12 protein-coding genes are annotated in these 16,652 nt (G+C 57.8%); 4 read left to right on the top strand and 8 right to left on the bottom strand.

What is annotated here, in order from left to right:
• Positions 1-392: 392 nt before the first annotated feature.
• The 4 genes from KUW17_RS22520 to KUW17_RS22505 all read right to left on the bottom strand — a co-directional run bounded on the left by KUW17_RS22520 (position 393) and on the right by KUW17_RS22505 (position 5,004).
• Complete coding sequence (locus tag KUW17_RS22520) at positions 393-1,013, bottom strand: HEPN domain-containing protein (RefSeq protein WP_222482545.1); 621 nt, start codon at positions 1,011-1,013, stop codon at positions 393-395.
• A gap of 7 nt (positions 1,014-1,020) precedes the next feature.
• Positions 1,021-2,181, bottom strand: coding sequence for a DUF262 domain-containing protein (locus KUW17_RS22515; RefSeq protein WP_222482544.1), 1,161 nt, complete (start codon positions 2,179-2,181; stop codon positions 1,021-1,023).
• Between the two features lie 607 nt (positions 2,182-2,788).
• Positions 2,789-3,910 (bottom strand): flavin-containing monooxygenase, encoded by a 1,122-nt coding sequence (locus KUW17_RS22510; RefSeq protein WP_222482543.1) that lies wholly within the window; start codon positions 3,908-3,910, stop codon positions 2,789-2,791.
• On the bottom strand, positions 3,907-5,004 hold the full coding sequence (locus KUW17_RS22505) for a class I SAM-dependent methyltransferase (protein WP_222482542.1): 1,098 nt from the start codon (positions 5,002-5,004) through the stop codon (positions 3,907-3,909). Before KUW17_RS22505 ends, KUW17_RS22510 begins: the two co-directional genes overlap by 4 nt.
• 101 nt (positions 5,005-5,105) lie before the next feature.
• On the opposite strand from KUW17_RS22505, the gene KUW17_RS22500 reads away from it, so the two are divergent.
• Both KUW17_RS22500 and KUW17_RS22495 read left to right on the top strand, forming a co-directional pair.
• On the top strand, positions 5,106-6,146 hold the full coding sequence (locus tag KUW17_RS22500; RefSeq protein WP_222482541.1) for a GlxA family transcriptional regulator: 1,041 nt from the start codon (positions 5,106-5,108) through the stop codon (positions 6,144-6,146).
• Between the two features lie 279 nt (positions 6,147-6,425).
• Complete coding sequence (locus KUW17_RS22495) at positions 6,426-7,031, top strand: GNAT family N-acetyltransferase (RefSeq protein ID WP_261397368.1); 606 nt, start codon at positions 6,426-6,428, stop codon at positions 7,029-7,031.
• Positions 7,032-7,301: 270 nt separating this feature from the next.
• On the opposite strand, the gene KUW17_RS22490 is transcribed toward KUW17_RS22495, so the two are convergent.
• A complete protein-coding gene (locus KUW17_RS22490) occupies positions 7,302-7,994 on the bottom strand; it encodes a winged helix-turn-helix transcriptional regulator (protein WP_222482540.1) in 693 nt (230 codons plus the stop codon).
• Between the two features lie 211 nt (positions 7,995-8,205).
• Here KUW17_RS22490 and KUW17_RS22485 point away from each other — a divergent pair, with 211 nt between their 5' ends.
• Positions 8,206-9,375: a hypothetical protein gene (locus tag KUW17_RS22485; protein WP_222482539.1), complete on the top strand. Its 1,170-nt coding sequence runs from the start codon at positions 8,206-8,208 to the stop codon at positions 9,373-9,375.
• A gap of 1,184 nt (positions 9,376-10,559) precedes the next feature.
• Here KUW17_RS22485 and KUW17_RS22480 read toward each other — a convergent pair.
• The 3 genes from KUW17_RS22480 to KUW17_RS22470 form a co-directional block, all read right to left on the bottom strand.
• Complete coding sequence (locus tag KUW17_RS22480; RefSeq protein ID WP_222482538.1) at positions 10,560-12,617, bottom strand: adenylate/guanylate cyclase domain-containing protein; 2,058 nt, start codon at positions 12,615-12,617, stop codon at positions 10,560-10,562.
• Between the two features lie 363 nt (positions 12,618-12,980).
• Positions 12,981-14,612: an arylsulfatase gene (locus KUW17_RS22475; RefSeq protein ID WP_222482537.1), complete on the bottom strand. Its 1,632-nt coding sequence runs from the start codon at positions 14,610-14,612 to the stop codon at positions 12,981-12,983.
• 20 nt (positions 14,613-14,632) lie between these two features.
• Positions 14,633-15,469 carry a TauD/TfdA dioxygenase family protein gene (locus KUW17_RS22470; protein WP_222482536.1) on the bottom strand — a complete coding sequence of 279 codons (837 nt, stop codon included), beginning with the start codon at positions 15,467-15,469 and terminating at the stop codon, positions 14,633-14,635.
• 90 nt (positions 15,470-15,559) lie between these two features.
• Between KUW17_RS22470 and KUW17_RS22465 the strand changes: the two genes are divergently transcribed.
• Positions 15,560-16,498, top strand: coding sequence for a LysR family transcriptional regulator (locus tag KUW17_RS22465; protein ID WP_222482535.1), 939 nt, complete (start codon positions 15,560-15,562; stop codon positions 16,496-16,498).
• The last annotated feature ends 154 nt before the right edge of the window (positions 16,499-16,652 follow it).

The raw sequence follows: 16,652 nt of genomic DNA, 5'->3' as shown, positions 1-16,652 counted from the left end.
TCAGCTTGAACTTGTTGGGGAATTGGCGGGGCTGATGGCTTTTGGGACGCCGGAATCAACAAAGCCCCCGCTGGTGGCGAGGGCTTGGCCGGAAACGTTGGTTGCGGGAGCAGGATTTGGACACTGTTTCATTCAAGCCCGATAACTTACGACTGCGTCGCCACCCGCCATCCGTTGCAAGCGTAGTCTAATTATCTCGTACGTCCGCTGTGCGCAGAAAGCGGGCGTTGCAAACTCGGTCGTTTGACGTAGCCAGCCGAGGTTTTGTGCTGCGGTGCAACCCGCCGTTCCGGTCGTTCGCTGCGACTGCGAGGTTTTGGAACCGGCGAGCTCACACAGTGCGGACAAACCTGACTTACGCTGCAGGTGCAGCCTGGGCCGCTGTTTGTAGTCTAAAGTGCGCGAATGGCGTCTTCGACAGCATCGTCATAACTCTTTAGGCCAGACAGAATTGTTTCCACTTCCCTAACGGCTGAGCTGCGAGTCTCCGATGTTGTAATTTTCGAAGTGTGAGCTACCCCTCCGCGCTTTGTCCCAAAAGCATCCATAACGCTGGCAGTTACAGCATCCACTTCCTCTGGATCGATTCCAACCGATAGAAGTATCTTCTTTTGATCCTTAATCTTAATTCCATGATTGTCACCAACGTCATTGGTGTGATTTCTTTTCGCTATGGCGACAAAGGAATTCAAGTTCTCCACGACGCTCCTCTTAATTGCCTTTCTGGAGCTATCTTCAGAAAATTGAGCAACTGTTTCGAAGGCAACCAAACTAGCGACACAAGTGTTAATTTTTCTCGTGGACAGAAAGTTTGCCACACTTTCGGCTGCCAACTTCTTTGCTATCTCCTCTAAGTACTCCTCAAATGCCGCGTGGGTTAACAGAATATAGGATTGGACCTTCAAGTGGTGTAGCGTTGTATCATTGGAGACTTCGGGAACGCCTCGAAGAATTGACTTGTATGTTTTGATGTTTTTCTTGAGTTTTTTGTATTCATCAGACGACCGAGCCATGGCAGCACTATTGCTCCCCCTCTTGGATATTGGGGGTTTCTAGATCAGTGCCGTATTCTTGGTTGATAGCTTGGTAAAACAAGTCAAAACGTGTCCGAGTTGCGAAGGGAGTTTTAGTTGCGAATTCCACCGACCTGGTAAAGTCACCTCGTGTCGCCACAGCTTCGTACACACTTCTAAACCTTTCAGGGCCCGCCACCGCGGCTTCGCGCACGTCCTGATTGGCAAGCGCACCAACTTGCACGTCAAACACTGCTCTATTGAATCTCGTCTCGTAAGCGCCTTCAGAGAATTTTCGGCAGAAAGTTCTATTTGGGAAAATATCGAGGCCAGCTCTTATCGCTGCAGTCATGTCGTCTAGGTTGCCCTCGATACGCTGCTTATAGCCTTCTTCATTGTCAAACCTGTCATTGAATTCAACACAAGTTTGGTCCAAGAAGGCCTTTAGATCCCCATTGTAGGGCGTAATGCCAGTCGAAAAGGCCAAGTGCCGAATTGACAGTTCGACATCAGACATTCTGGGATCTGGCTTCTTCTTTCCAAGGAGTGTGTGGAGCGAGCTTAATTCCTCAGTCCACTCGACAATGAATTTCAGAAACGTTCCAGGATGAAGCGACATCCTGAGTTCCATTGGAGAAAGCTTGACTGACCCGGAATTGAGGCGGTAAAATATTTCGTAAAGAACCTTTTCATTTGTCCAATTCTTGATTACCGCGGTTCGCTGAGTTTCATTCATCAAGCGATCGCTCCAATCCTCCTCTCCCTCAATGTCTTGCCATTTTTTCCCCTCAAGATCTCTTAGTATTCTCAACTTTCTAAGCGGAAATTCGTTTTCTATGAATCCTTTCAGGGCCAGCAGTCGCTGCTTTCCATCCAAGACTAGATAGGAGTTTTTCTTGTCTGCGCGCGACGAAAGGAGTATTTGTGGAATTGGTATACCAACCAAAATTGACTCTATAAAGTTTGATTTGGCAGTGTCAGTCCAGACATTTCGACGTTGAAAGGCTGGATTTAAATCAATTTGCCGACCGATTTGCGTGTAGAGACTGCCAATTGTCCAGTCGGCTGGTTGAATTAAAAGCCCTTCAAATGATGCACCTGTGAGTTCTAACTCGACAGACTCTTCCGTCGCATCAAAGAGTTCTCCATTGTCGTCTGCTTCAGACATTGCGGTTCCCTACTCTGCAGTATGCTCTTACGGCTTTGTCCACTATTGGTATGCTCGGCGCAAGACCATTGACCATTTGATCCAACTGGATAATTCTTCTTAGCCGATGGTGTTGAGATATCAAAAGCGAAGCCTGCCATTGCTGTAGCCTTGCTCCTTCTTGGACTTCGCCGCCTTTCACGCCTGAGACAGGTTTAGGTTGAAACGGTAGGATGCGCCTGCAGCAATTTTATCAGGCGGCAACGACTGCTGAGGGCTCTTTGCCGACTTGCGGCGATGCGGCGGCAGGGTTGCAGCGAAACTTCACCAGGACGCTTCTGCCAGACGACGCCAGGCAGCCCAAAGCGGCCCCATGCCTGGTGACCAGCCTGGCGGGCCAGCACATGCAGGTCGGGCGGTAAGCGGCCATTTGCTGCGACAGCGAGGACAGTTCGTAAGACCAAAAAAGAGGACAATCCCAACTGGGAAGTTTTAGGGTCCAAGCCGTTTGATTTCCAAGGTCGGCAAAGCCCTGTTTCCGGATTTGCAGTGCCGACACGGTGCGCGGAACTCGGCTCGCTCACCGTACTTCGTTTGCCTGCCGGGTCGTGCGAACATCCTTGATGCCTCAATTCAAATCTCGCGCGATTGAACGGGCAATCACCGGTGCTTTCTTTGAGATCGCCCGCAGCGATCCGCCAAGGGGCGGCGGCATCAGCGCGAACCGAAGCCCTGGCCGAACGGCTGTCCCGCAGCATCGCGGCCGTCCGGATTCGTCCAGCACTCCAAGATGCCCGGCTATGCTTTCCAGCCCGCTGCAGTAACCTGTCGCTGCAATAACAAAATCAGGCCGCAGTGTTCGGCCGTCATCAAAATGCACTTGATCGGATGCGAACCTGGCGATCTGCGGAAACACCGGGATCTTGCCGCGTTTCAGCTCTGCAACGAAGCCGCGGTCCACTGATGGTGCCACATGTTCGTTTTTCAGGCGGGACGCCGCTCCCGCGCGGCATCGGTTCAGCCCGAACTTCGACAGATCGCCAAAAGCAAGCCGTTCCACCCCTGAAAGTACCGCATCAGCCAAACGTGCGGGCAGATGTTCCAGAAGCGGCGCTGTCAACTGTAAAGGAAAGCCGAATAGTTCCGCGGGCACCGTCGTGCTGCCAGCACGCACCGAAACACTCAGATCAGCGGTTTTAGCACGGGCCAGTACGTTCAGGCAGTCTACTGCCGAGTTTCCGGCGCCCGCGACCAGCACTGACTTGTTTCGGTATCTTCTTGCATCACCCATGTCCCGGGAATGCAAAATCGAACCGGAAAAGCCGCAGGCCCCGGGCCAATTCGGAACAACTGGAGTGTTATCGAAGCCGGTTGCAAGAACGACCTGATCGGCACGTATCCTGCCCTTGCCGGTTTTCAGAAGCCATGTGCCTGCGTCGCGGTCCAGTTTTTGCACTGTGCAATTCACTTCGATCCGGCACCGGGATTGCCTGGCAATGCGGTCGAGATAGGCGACATATTCTGGTAGCGCTGGCCAGGTGCCTGCGGTGCGTGGTATCGGCTGGCCCCTCAGGCCTGAGTTCACACGGTGCGTATTCAACTGAAGTTGCGGATGGCGGGACCGCCAGGCGGAGGCCACTGCGCTGCCGCGTTCCAGAATGAGCGGGTCAAACCCCTGTCTGCGGAGTTCACGCCCCAGCGCCAGCCCGAACGGGCCGGCGCCGACGACAACAATACGTTCATGCCTCATACCGGCGCCTCTTTCCGGCTGACAAACCAGACGTTCATCGGGTCATGCGGCAGAACACTGCGCACCGGTCTCTGGAAACCTGCCTGGCGCAGCATCGTTTCAGCCGTCTCCCAGCCCCACATGGTGCCGAGGCCCTTGCCCCCCTGCGCCAGAGACACTGGAGTGCAGTGGCTGCAGGAAATGGCATAGAGAAAGGCGGCGAAGGGAAAATCGAGGTTGTTTTCGAGCCGCACCGACCCGCCGATGTCCTGCATGAGGTGAACGCCGCCAGGACGCAATGCCCGGAGATAGGATTTCAAAAGTTCCTCGGGGTCCTTGGTGTCATGCACAGCATCGAAAGAGGTGATCAGATCGTAGGCTGAGGCTTCATCGAAACCGGACAGGTCCCGCACCTCAAACCCCACATTGCTCACGCCGCGTGACGCTGCGGTGCCCTGGGCCATCTCGATAGCATCCGGACAAAGATCAATCCCTTTGAACCGGCTGTTTGGATGCAGTTCAGCCATCCGGATCAGCGCAAGTCCGGCACCGCAACCAGCATCCAGAACGTCGATGCCCTGATCCAGCCGTTCGGCGAGATCGGGGGCCAGCGTTTGAATGATCTCGCCGATGCCAGCGACGACGGTCTGTTCACTGTCCTCGGACATGATTTGGTGAAAGCAGGGGTAATCGCTGTACGAAATTCCTTCGCCATCGCGGAAGGCTTGCATCAAGCGGTCCTCGACCTTGCCGAAAAGCGCAACCGACTGAGCATAGACAGCCAGGTTCCCGAATTGTGCGCCGGGAGTCAGGCACGCGGCGTGTTCGGAAGGCAGGCTGTAGGTTTCTTCTTGCGGCGCATAGTCAACGATCTTTCCCGTGACCATTACCGCAAGCCATTCCCGCACGTAACGCTCGGCCAGCCCCGCGGTTTTGGCAATTGTGGCGCTTTGGCTGGGCGGCAGTGAGGCAAGCGTGTCAAACAGACCCAGGCGGTGGCCGACTGAAATCATAGCGGCCACGGCACCGTTGTTCAGGGTTGCTGCAACTGTGTCAAGAAATGCTTCGGCCCTGGTTTGGTCGAACACAGGAGGGAGGGCAGCGTGGTGGGTCATTGGTGGTTCCTTTCGAAATTTCTACCCCTGCCTACCCCCGGTCCGAGCATGCCGTCAGATCGGCTATGGACAGAAACGGCCCTTTTCGGACAAAATCTCACATGGAAGGTAAGACCCGGGACACAAAGTTTGCGCTTTTAGCGCTGCCCCAAGCGACGCCGCTGGCCTTGTACGGGCTTTTTGAAGTGTTCCAATCGGTCGGCCGGGCATGGTCGGACATGACCGGCGAAGAAAACACACCTGTTCGCTTCTCACCGGCAATCGTAGCGCGGTCCCTTGCCACAATTCCGACCGCAATCGGCATTGAGATCACGCCTCAGGCGAAACTTGGCCTGGCCGATGTTGTGATTGTGCCCGACATCGCCGTCGGAGCTTCATTTGATCCGCGCGGCAGCTGGCCGGAAGAATGCGCCTGGTTGCGCGAATGCTTCGACCAAGGAGCCATTATCTGTTCGGTCTGCACTGGCTCGCTGGTTCTCGCTGAGGCTGGGCTTATCAACGGGCAGCAAGCTACCTGCCATTGGGCGAGCGTTGAACAGTTCAAAAAATTCTATCCATCGGTAAATCTGGCGCCGGAGCGCATCCTGAGCACAGCTGGCGAGGCGGACCGCATCGTGACCAGTGGCGGAGCGTCGTCCTGGGAAGATCTCGCGTTGTATCTTGTCGCGCGGTTTGCCGGTGGCCAAGAGGCGGTCCGGATCGCAAAAATATTCCTGTTTGGCGAGCGGGCAGAGGGGCAGTTGATGTATGCCGGCGCGCGGACCGCCCACCGGCACGCGGACTCCGTAATCGCGGATGCCCAGAGCTGGATCGCTGAAAACTACCACGAGAGTAACATCGTTGGCAGGCTTGCGCGCCGCTGTAACCTCAATGAGCGAACATTTAACCGGCGTTTCCGGGCGGCGACCGGTTACACACCTATCGACTACATTCAGACTTTGCGCATCGAAGAAGCAAAACAATTGCTGGAAACGACCAGCCTGCAGATTGATGAGATCAGTGAAGAAGCGGGTTATGCAAACCCCTCTTATTTCCGCAAGCTGTTCCGGCGGCGGACAGGTGTGTCGCCGGCCCGCTACCGGCAAAGGTTTTCCCCGATTGCCTTGGCAGGCAATTTATCAAAGCATAACGAAACGTCCTGAAGCCGCAGGCCCGTAAAATACTGGTTTCGTCATATTGCGCCTTCGTCCGGTAATTCTATTGCTTGACGCCGGCCTTATGAGCATTCGCTTCTTCCATCAGGGCAATTTGACCCGATGGCGGCTTCGGACTGAGCTGCCGCCATCCAGATGGCCTGACGATCTCGAGACGGGGAAGGCACTGGAGCTGCGGTACCACAAGGCAGCTTTGAGCTGAGTCGCCTATATCGAAGGCGTTAAAACCGTTACGCTTGTTCGGGCACCCGGACCGACGCCAACGCCATGACCCAAACACTGGAGGAGCGAATGATAGAGTTAGAACCACCGCTGCGACTGGCCAGGGAGTCGGATGCATCTCAGCTCGCCGATCTCGTGAACTATGCCGGAGAAGGGTTGCCTTACTACATCTGGACGGGCCTTGCGGAAGATGGCCAAGACCCTTGGAAGATCGGCCGCGCAAGACAGGCCGAAAAAGCGCGTGAGGGGCAGATTGTCGTGGTGGATTTCGGAAGCGGTGCGGTGGCGAGCCTGACCGGCTACAAGATCGGGGCGGAACCGGTGGAGATAGGCGAGGATTTCCCGGCCCTGTTTCGGCCATTGCAGGAATTGGAGAACCAGGCACTCGAAAGCTGGTATGTGAACGTTCTGGCTTGCTATCCCGAACACCGCGGTAAGGGCTATGGATCACGCTTGCTGGATCTGGCAGACGAAATTGCTCGGGCTGAGGGTTTAGCCAGGATGAGCGTCATCGTGACCGGAGACAACATTGGCGCGCGGCGTCTGTACGAACGAAAGGGATACAAAGAGGCCGCTCAAGCCCCGTGTCTGAAAGAGGATTGGGAAACAGATACCGAGCGCTGGGTGCTACTGGTGAAATCGCTGTCGTGATCACGATCCTTATGGGGCCGCGCTGCCGGATTTCCCAGACACCGTGTTTGAGTGACTTCAGCGATAGACCACAATGAAGGGCCGCACTGCGGCATCAAGGTGCCAGGTTAAGCGTCGGGTGCGGGCCCATTCTGCAAATGCTGAGTATTTCACGAAAGACCGCTTTCCTGAAAAACTGGTTCCGCGGCATCCTTTTTTTTTGAGGCCGCCAATCTGAGTACCCGTAGGAATTACAGCAGCACCGGCCTTGCTTGTGGCATCGCGCCCAACCTATTTATTCCCGGCCCCTTTCGCAGGTGGAATATCGGCAAAGTAATTGCGGCCCAGCCAGGTTGCGATGTCCCGTTTCAATCTGCCGGAACCGGACAGCCTGATACGATAATCGCGCAGGGCCTGTCCCAAGGCTGTGTCCCCCATCCAGACGCCGGTCAGCGTGCGGATGTCGGTCGTAATCGACATATCAATATCATGCCCGGGATCCTTCATGCAGACGTCGACCTCACCACTCTCGACAACCAGCCACCAGCGGCGGGACTTGGCGGTGAAATCGCTGAACTCGACATAGATCGTTGTCCTGCCGTCACCAAAATAGTCGACATTCATGGTTCTGTGGATGTCCCACATGAGCATGGAAGGATCCAGCTCGTCCGGCGTAAGGTTGCTCCGGGCCCAACGATGCCCCCAGATCCCCATCTGCACAATGATTGGCTTCAGCTCGCGCCCTGCCTCCGTCAGCGTATACCTGACGCCTCTGCCGGCTTCTGTGCGTGAGACCACGCCAGCGTGTTCCAGAGATTTCAATCGCGCTGACAGCGTCGAGGGCGGGATCAGCGGCATCCCGCGCCGTAGGTCATTGAAGGTCTCACTGCCGGCACCCAGCTCGCGGATCACGAGATTGGTCCAGCGCTCTCCGAGGATTTCGGAGGTTTTGGCGATCGGGCAGAACTGTCCATAGGTACTCATTCCCGAAAGCATAAAGGAAAAATCAAATCCATTCAGTACAAATTTCGTATTAAACTTTTCCCGGATAAGACTAACTCGCTAATCGTCGGCCTGATATTTTCAACAATAACAATCAGTAAGGCTTGCATCGAAATAAACCCAGCACCATCGAAGGTGAGCTGATACAATCTTCATACTGGAAATTTGAGGAGCCAGTTTCGATCCTAAAACCGTGAAGACTTCCAAAGGAGGGAACGAAATGCTGCCTGCAAAACTGAGATATTGGCTGTTCGATACGATGTCGGTGAAAACTATGCGCTATGTCCGCGCGGTACCGGCCCGCAAGGCCACGGGCCTGACGAAAACGGTCTACGACATGATCCGCGAGGACTTTTTCAAAAACGGCTCTCTGACAAGCCGGTCGAAAGTGCCTGAATTGATGGCCGCTATCTGGACCGGCGGGCGTGAATCCATGCTTGTCGCAGACCGGGTTGACCGGACCACCAAGGACGCCATCAGCGCCGTGCTGTCGCAGCTGAACGATTGCCCCTATTGCGAGGACATGCTCATCAGCCTCGTGCATGCCGCCGGCGACCACGAAGCTGCCGGAGACATCTTCGCCCGCAACGGACTGAGCGCAACGGATGCAAGGCTGCGCGCCCGCCTGGACTGGATCCGGCAGGTCGCGACACCGGGAAATACCGGGATCTCCAAGCCGCCCTTTACCCCGGAGCAGATGCCGGAAGTGTTAGGAACGATCATGGGCATGGGCGATATCAACCGCTTTAGCCATGTGGTGATGGAAAATTCGCCCGTGAGTTCCCCGTTCGGACTGCAGGCGGCCAAAGCCATTCTGCTGCGGCTGTTTGGATCCGAGCTGGAAGTGACACGAAGACTCCCGCTGAAGCCCGGCCGTGCGCTACCACTATTGCCAGAGGCAGAGCTGCCGGAAGACATGAATTGGGCGAAGCCCAATCCCCGCGTCGCAGATGCCTTGGCACGCTGGACCTCCGCCGTGGAACGCGAAGCCAATCAGGCAGTGCCACCTCGCGTGAAGCAAGTCGTCTCTCAGTCGCTTTCGGTCTGGCAGGGCGAACAGATGCCGCTCAGCCGGTCTTGGGTTGCGTACGAAGTGCAGGGCCTTTCAGGACAGGAGCGGGCGATCGCAGAGCTTGCCATCGTTCTCGCCAAGGCTCCTTATCAGGTGGATGAAAAGATGGCCGAAGCACTTTTGGACTTCGACCCCGACGAGGCCCGCTTTATCCGGATCCTTGCCTGGGCATCGTTCTCCGGCTCGCGCCGGGTCACACAGCTTATCGCAGAGCGAGCGCAGCAAGCGATGCCTGCGCCTGCGGTATCGGTGGAGCGTAACCTGCAATCTGAGGCGCAACTGGCGGCATAAACCCACGATCTGCGTTGGTTAATGAGCGTCAGATGCAAGCCCCCAAAAAACCGGCTCCCGCAAAAGGGAGCCGGCTGCCGCTATTTGCTGTTTGTCTGGGATCAGCGCCTGCAAGCTTGATTAATTAAGAGCAGCATTCATCAGCGATAGTGGACCTACTTCAACAGGAAGCAGACTTTGGTTTTGCAAAGCCTGACGGCTGCAAAGTCCAGTACACTGTGAGTTCGCCGGCCATCAGATTTTCTCTTGCAGCGAATGGCGGCAATGCGGGCTGCGGCTGCAGCATCGAGAGCAGCTGCTGGATGTCGGCTCAGGGCCGGTCGCGCCGGTTCGGCGGATCTTGAGGTCAATCTTTGCAAATTCAGCTTCCTGCAGCACATCTACCTCTGGTGCTGACTGCAGCATTGAAGGCAGCGCGCCAAGGCGGTTCAACGACTGCTTTTCGGAAGCCGGCCAGGATTTTTTTGCAGCGGCAGCATCTTTTGCATAGTGTCCCCGCCAATGACCGCTCCGGGCTGCCTGCCGTCATTCACACTTGGTGCGGCGATTGCCCAGTCAGAGCCCTGAGCGGACCTCTCGAATTTACGCTGCGTGTGCATAGTGTACCGAATTTTCTGCGCAGGCGAAAAAGTCCGCGCCGCCACGCGGCGGCGATCTCGGCCATTCGCGCATCGCGCAGCATTTTTTGAGGTGGGAATTTACAAGTCGCCGGACGTTTCTGCCCTTCGCTGCACCTGCTTGGTTTTTGCTGCGTCTGCGCGAGCGTCGGGAGGTTGGGCGGGGAAGCAGACATTCTCTGCAAGTGCTCGGTAGCGCTGCCGATTGCCGAATGTAGACATTCAAGTTACACGATCAAATCTGTCACATTATCGCTTACCAAGAGGAAGAGATTATTCCTAAACTGCGCAATTCTGACGTGCGGATTTGCTTGGGCTGCTAAAGAAGCGAAGGTCTGGTTGTTGTGGTGGCCAGGCGCGAGCCAGCTAGGGCAATATTAACACAAAGCAGGCCTAGCACCCTGACCGACGTCCAGAGGTTCTCCGCAGATCAGGCGCTCAGTCTGTTCGGTCTATTGCTGAGCTAGACCGATCAACAATCAAAGCCATCGGCACCCAACAGACAGGTGTTAACCTGCCTGAAAACGTTCGGAAAACGGAGATAAGTTAGCCATTTTTCTTGACGGCTCACTTCGCTTCGGCGATCGCAACGCCTGTCCAGTCATCTGCTGGCGGCGCAACGGAAAAAGCGGCGGCACGCCGCTTCATGACCGCAGAGGCGGAATCACCCCCGCGTTCTGCCTCCGCCCTCTCGAAGGCTGCAATCGCCGCGTCAAAATCTCTTTGCCGGTACCGCGCAAGCCCATCTTCATAGGCATCAATCCAGGCCCGCGGACCTTCGAACTCATCGGACATCGCAATCAGCTCAAAGACAACAATTCCCTCAGCTCGCCCGAACACCGCAAGCGTGTCCAGCTCCCGCACCACGATCTTGCCGCCCGCCGCCCGCCGCGTTTCCGGCCCGATCAGAATCGTTGTGCCATAGATCTTGTTAGCCCCTTCCAGCCGGCTCGCGATGTTCACGGCGTCACCCAATGCCGTGTAGTTCAGCCGCTGCTCAGAGCCGATATTCCCGACCAGCGCCTCGCCCGAGTTTAGACCGAGCCGAATGCGCAGCGGACGGCCCGCGTCGTCCTTTATGCCGGTCGCGGCGACAGCCGAGACAAGGTCGAGAGCTGCACGGCAGGCGTTTTCAGCGTGGCTCTGATTGCTGCGCGGCGCTCCCCAGAAGGCCATCAGCCCATCACCGATAAACTTGTCGATGGTGCCCTCGTGGCGGGTAATGGCAGCCGATGCAGCACTGAAGTAAGTCTCCATCAGCGGAATGATCTTTATGCCCAGCCGCTCCGAAAGGCCGGTGAATCCGGCGACATCGCAGAACAGCACCGAAATCTGCTTCATGCTGCCACCAGGCTGGGTGCTGATGCCCTCGGCCAGCAGCATCCGGACCAGGTCGGCCGGCAGATACTTGCGAAAGGCCGAAAGCCCTGCAGCCATACTGGCAGTAGCGGCGGAAAGGTCTGAAAGCTCCGTCAGCTTGGATTTCCGGGGCTCGACCTGTTCAACATCAAAGCGCTCGACCTTGTTCAGGTCGTCAACGATCCGCGCCAGAGGCGTTGAAACGACCCGCCGCACAAGCCAGATCGCCAGGCCGGTCGCAACGAGCACGGCACCGATCAGCACGTAGATGAGCCGCATCAAGATACGATCAATCTCCGAAAGAAACGCCGATTCCGGGATCACTGTTGCAACACGCCAGCCGTAGAATCCAAGCGGTGTCAGCGCCACTGCGTGGGGCACGCCGCCGCTGACGATCCGGATCGCCGCATCCGGACCTGATCGAGTAGAAGATGGCCCCAGAAGCTGTTCCCCCGCCAGTTTGGCGACTTCAAAAAGCGCCCCCTCGCCCATGCGCGCAGGCGTGATCTCATCTGCATTCGGGTCAGGCGCGGCGATGACCTTTCCGTCCGCGTCCAGAATGAAGGCCGCACCGAACTCGCCAGGCTGCAGCGTGCCAAGGAAACGTGACAGCCGGTCCGTCTCGATGACAACCGCCAATACGCCTTGCCGCCTGCGGAACACATCGACCGGGCCGGCAAAGGCATAGGCATCCTTGCGGGTGCCGGGCAAATCCCGCGCATCGACCCAATCCGGGCCATCGCTGCTGATGAAATCGCGAAACCAGCCGGTGGCGCGAGGATCATAATCGGTTGGCGTGAAGTTGCGTTCTTCGAACTGGATGTCTCCGGGAATGAAGATGTAGCGGTCCGAGCGAAGCATCCGGTCCCGGATAGCATCGTCGATTTCAATCATCTCCAAACCACCGTCACCCAGGCGGTGGGCTGCGAAGAAATCTCCATCTTCCCAACCGAACATGATCCAGGAAATGTTGGGCTGCGCCTGCAGTTGGGACAAAAAGACGAACTCCCGCTTGTCGGCTTGCCGCGTCTCTATGACGTTCTGGACAAAGATGGTGCGCACGGCCGCCCACGCGGCCTCTGCTGATCGCAGGGTCAGCCCGACTTCGATCTGGACAGTATCGGCGATCTGGCTGTTGATCTCAGCCGCAAGCATCCGGCTGTTTCCACGCGCAGTCGTCCACCAAAGGGAATGGACAACGAAGGTGGACATACCAATCGCAAACGCCACCAGCAGTGACACGGCGATCCCGACATTGATGCGCATCTTGGCTCCTCATCGGCTGTATGCGCTGGAGTCGGAATCTTAGTTGGCGAGTCAGCCCAATGAAACCCCGTTGTTGCGGCCTAACGAGAGCAAAAGTGTTGTGGGCATTGCTGACCTTCTCGGCTATCCAAACTGCACTTGCGGCGAAAGATGGTTTCGTTGCACTGACCGATCTACTGCGGCAGCAAAGTGAACGGCCTTAACAGCGGCGGTTGTGGGCTCACGCCGCAAGTTCGCCGCGCCAGGCTTGAACGGCTGTTTTCCGAGACCAGGGCCGTTCACCTGGTCGGGCTTGGACTGGCAGTGAGCCGGACAAACCCGTCCTTTACCAGTGGACCCTCGGTAGCCGCTTAGCCATCAGTTTCAGCCATTTGGGGTTTCCATCTTCCACGCCGCCAGCAATTTCGGCAGCGCTTCGTTCCAATCAAGCACCCCGGCGGTTTGAGCCCAAGTCAGGTACTGGCGGATCAGGTTTTTTTCAAGGGCGGAGTTGCGGTCCGCAAGGTCGGTTAGTTCGGTGCGGTCGGCTTCGATGTCGTAAAGCTCCCAAGGGCAATCATGCAGCCGCACCAGCTTGAACTGGCCCAGCCGGATCGCGGCGTTGCCCTCGTGCTCAAAGAAGATCGGCTGCGCGCGTTGCCAGTCTTTGCCCTGAAAGAGACCCAGCAGCGACTCTCCCTGCAACGGCTGGATTTCATGGCCTCCCACCTCTGTCTGGCAGTCGGCGCTGGCGGCTTCCAGAATGGTCGGCAGGATATCAACCACATGGCAGGCTGCATGGGCAGTGTTACGCGGTTTGAACCCTTTTGGCCAATGGGCGATCAGCGGGGTCGAGATGCCGCCCTCATGCGCATAATGCTTGTACAGGCGGAAGGGCGCATTGGAGACATTGGCCCAGGGCTTGTCATAGCTCTGGAAGGTCTGGGCATCGCCCGGGCGCAGGCCGGTCACATTGCCCATGGTGATCTGCCTGCCGTCGTGCGTTTTGTCCGGGTAGAACTTCGCCCAGCCGTCCTCGGCCATGAACTCGGCGCAGCCGCCGTTGTCGGAGAGGAAAAGGATCAGAGTGTTTTCGAACTGCCCGAGCCGTTTCAGGGCCGAAATCAGTGTGCCGACCGACTGGTCCATGCGGTCCACCATTGCCGCATAGGTGGCCATCTTGCTGGCCTCCCAATCTTTGTTCTTCTCATGCTCCCAGCCATGCACGGTGCTGTCGCGCGGGGAGATGTCCCAGCTGCGCTGGAACACACCCTGGCCGTTCATCGTTTCATGGCGCGCTGTGCGGATATGGTCCCAGCCTTTGGCATAGATGCCGTCGTATTTGGCAATGTCCTCAGGATGGGCATGCAGCGGCCAGTGCGGCGCGGTATGGGCGAGGTAGAGGAAGAAGGGCTTCTCCTCCTCCACCGCGCCTTCGATCATGCCGATGGCCTTATGGGTGATGGCGTCGGTGAAGTAGAAATCATCCGGGAAGGTTTCGACCCGGCTGTCATCCTCCAGCATGTAATGCGGCGAGAAGAAATGCGTGGCGCCGTCCATGATCCCGTAAAAATGGTCAAAGCCGCGCTGGCGCGGTGTCGGGTGCTCGACGTCGCCGATCCGCCAGCTGTCCACACTTCGCGGCTCGAAATCGCCGGCCACGTGCCATTTGCCGGACATCAGCGTGGCATAGCCGCTGGCGCGCAGATGCTCGGCTATGGTGGCGCTGTCGTTGCGCAGGAACCCCTGATAGGCGGGCGTGCCCAAATTCGCGCCCATATGCCCGACGCCGGCATTATGCGGGTAAAGCCCGGTCAGCAGCGACGCCCGCGTCGGGCAGCAGCGGGCACAGTTGTACATCGCAGACAGCATCACGCCGCCCCGCGCAAGCGCATCGATGTTGGGGGTCTGGATCTCTGACCCGGTGCAGCCGAGGTCGGCAAACCCCATGTCGTCCGCCAGGATCAGGATGACATTGGGCTGGCCGGTGTCTGTCTTGGAGCTGTGGCTGGTCATGGCTGAGCTTTCATCAGCGGTCAGGATGCGCGGGCGGAGGCAAGCGGGCCGCCCTCGACGGTGACCCGGTGCATCAGGCGGCGGAAACCGTGGTAGTCGTTGATCGCCTTGTGCCAGGTGGCACGGTTGTCCCACATGGTGATGTCACCGGCCCGCCAGCGCACGCGGCATTGAAATTCCGGCTTCTGGCAATGGGCATAGAGCATGGCCAGAAGCGCCAAGGATTCTTCCGGGGTCAGCCCTTCAATGCGGGTGGTGAAAACCGGATTCACAAAAAGGCCGCGCCGTCCGCTCAGCGGATGGGTGATGACCACCGGATGCCGGGCGTCCTGGGTGGCAGCCTCAGCATTGCCCAGACGGCCCGTTTTCACCGCCTCGCTGTCCATCGCGGCGGCGCCGAACACATGGCGCGAAGAATGCACGGCTGTGAGACCATCAAGAAACCGGCGCATCGGCGCTGAGAGCGCCTCATAGGCGGCGCCCATGGAGACAAACAGGGTGTCGCCGCCATAGGGCGGCATCTCGATGGCGTGAAGAATTGAGCCCATCGCCGGTTCCTGATCATAGGAATGATCGGTATGCCACCCCTCACCAACGGCCTCTGTCTGGTCCTTCTCTTTCAGGACAGTGGCGATTTCCGGGTGGCCCTCGACCGGCTTGAAGAACCGGTTGACATTCACCGGCCCGAAACGGCGGGCAAAGGCCAGGTGATCTTCTGGCCCTGCGGTCTGCCCCCGCAGCACGATCACCGAGTATTCCGCAAATGCGTCCCGGATGGCACTGAAATCCTCGCCGCGGCGGATATCCGCCCCTAGGATTTCCGCGCCCAAACCGCCGGTCATTGGCAATATTTCCATGATATCCTCCGCTGTCGCCTGCAGGCAGCATAAGGTCTGTCCTAAAACTGGAAAAACTGATTTAATCGGCTTCAAAGAATGATTTTTCCAATGGTTCGCTTCACCCTTCGCCAGCTCACCTACCTGACGGAAACCGCGCGGCAGGGCGGTATTGCCCAGGCGGCGCGGCAGCTGAATGTCTCTGCCGCAGCCATCGCCTCGGCACTGGACAAGCTGGAGGCCGCCACCGGCCTGACCCTGTTCGACCGGTTTCCGGCACAAGGCATGCGGCTGACCCGCGCTGGCGGGACGTTCGCCACGCAGGCCGAGGCGCTGCTGACGCAGGCCGCTGCACTGGACCGGCAGGCCGCGGATCTGGCGTTTGGCCGCACCGGCAGGATCCACATCGGCACCCATCACGCACTGGCGCAGCAGATCGTCCTGCCTGCGGTGCTTGCTTTCCGCGAAAGCCATCCAGGTGTCCGTATCGAGGTGAAGGAAGCTGACTATCCGGCACTGATGGCCGCGCTGGACACTGGCGAGGTGGATGCGCTGGTGGTCTTTGACCAGGGGTTCGATACCGGCCGGCATGAGGTTGAAGTGCTTTTGGAGCTGCCGCCCCTGGTTCTGTTGTCAGGCTCGCACCCTTTGGCAACGAAAGCCCGGATCAGCCTGTCCGACCTGACCGGTCTGCCATATATCGCCGTCTCGCCCGCTGGCCCCGGCCCCAGCTACCTGCAACTGCTGCAGGCCGCGGGCGTTCACCCCGAAGTGCCGTTCCAGTCCCAATCCCGCGAGCTTGTTCAGGCTTACGTCGGCAAGGGGTTCGGATTCACGCTTGCAGGCTTCCCGCCCAAACAGGACTGCACGACTGAAGGCGACCCAATCGTTGCGCGGCCGCTCAAGGAAAGCATCGGGCACTACAGGGTGGTGATTGCCCGCTCGCGCCAAGCAGTTCAGTCAGGGCTGACTGACCGGTTTCTAGAGATCTGCAAGTCGCCGATCTCTATTTCTGGTCTTGCAGGTATCCAAAGATCTGCAAACCTGTGATGCTCCCGTTCGTCATTTCTGCAGCATCTGTCGCGATGGGCTCTCACCAAGATTTCGCCGCCACCAGGCCGAACCTCGGCTTATGGGACGCGGGAGGCAGCACATTACCGGAAACGTCGCAGGTTCACCCCCTTGGCCAGACCTGTCGATGGCC

The sequence above is a fragment of the Leisingera aquaemixtae genome (assembly GCF_019801145.1).
Lineage (GTDB): Bacteria > Pseudomonadota > Alphaproteobacteria > Rhodobacterales > Rhodobacteraceae > Leisingera > Leisingera aquaemixtae_A.
This window is presented reverse-complemented; position numbering and strand designations above follow the sequence as displayed.